We start from the raw sequence: 1253 nt of genomic DNA, 5'->3' as shown, positions 1-1253 counted from the left end.
AATGAAGACCTGACACAACGTTTCCAGAACGATATGTACCTGACCCAAACCGACCTGTTTGCCGATAACTTTTTTACGCATTTAACCAGGAAAGCCGATTCACTGGGCATGGAGTTTATGACCGAGCCTTATATTGCCCCTTTCGATCCCATCCGCATGGCAGGGCGGGTGCAGGTTCCTATGTGTGAGTTCTGGGTAAGCACCGAAATGATGCATACTGTACGTTGGGCCAGCAGTGCTGCCAATACGTATGGCCGCAAAGAGGTCGCTGCGGAAGCCTTTACCGGCCGCTGGAATGACGGTAACTGGAAAACAGATCCGTACGCCATCAAGCGTGCAGGCGATCTGGCCTTTTGTAATGGCGTAAACAAAGTGGTATTACACGGCACCGCCTTACAGCCCTGGGGCATGGATCTGAAACCCGGAATGAATATGTTTTTCTGGGGAACAATGTTTGTGCCCGGTCAAACCTGGTGGGAGCCGGGCAAAGCCTGGGTCAATTACCTTTCCCGTTGCCAGTATATGCTGCAACAAGGCAAAAACGTGGCCGATGTAGTTGGTCTGATGCCTACGTTAAAGTGGCGGCATTCTATGCCGGAAGGCTTGCACAAAAAGTACAATTATGATTTGATGGCCGAAGAAACCCTGCTCCATGAGATGGATTTTTCCGGTGGGTTTTTTCGTTTGCCGTCTGGTGCTAACTACAGGGTTTTAATATTGCCTAAAACAAACGGTAAAATGTCTGCCGCGATATTAAAGAAGCTGATTGCTCTTGCCAAGAAAGGCGGAACAATTGTATGCGAAGACCGGCCTTCATGCTCGCCTGGGTTAACCGGCTATCCGGAAACAGATGCTGAAGTGAAAACCCTTGCAGCGCAACTTTGGGGCGATACAGACGGTAAAACCATTTTTGAGCATCAGGTAGGAGCAGGCCGGCTGGTTTGGCTAAACAGTATATGGCAGGATGATTTTGATCCTGAACGGAAGTATTTTCTGAAGACACGCACAAAAGGCCGCGAGTTTTGGGATAATTCCGCTGTAAGTACCCGGTGGTCGCCGCAGTTTCTGAAGGTTATGCAATCCATTACGCTACCGGATGTCGAGGTTATCAAAGCCTCCGGCGAAGCTATGGCCTGGGGCGGTTCTCCAGAAACCGCCGCCGGAACACGGCAGGGTGAAGATGCCATTGCCTGGACACACCGCCGTGATGGTGACAGCGATATCTATTTCGTATCCAATCAAACAGGTTCAGA

1 protein-coding gene is annotated in these 1253 nt (G+C 50.3%); it reads left to right on the top strand.

The window, feature by feature from the left end:
• On the top strand, positions 1-1253 hold a 1253-nt coding region (locus FW774_RS20255), incomplete at both ends, for a glycosyl hydrolase (RefSeq protein ID WP_262714454.1).

Origin of the sequence: Pedobacter sp. BS3 (genome assembly GCF_008274585.1) — a bacterium.
Classification (GTDB): Bacteria; Bacteroidota; Bacteroidia; order Sphingobacteriales; family Sphingobacteriaceae; genus Hufsiella_A.
The sequence above is the reverse complement of the archived record's forward strand: the minus strand, read 5'-3'. Positions and strand labels throughout refer to the sequence as shown.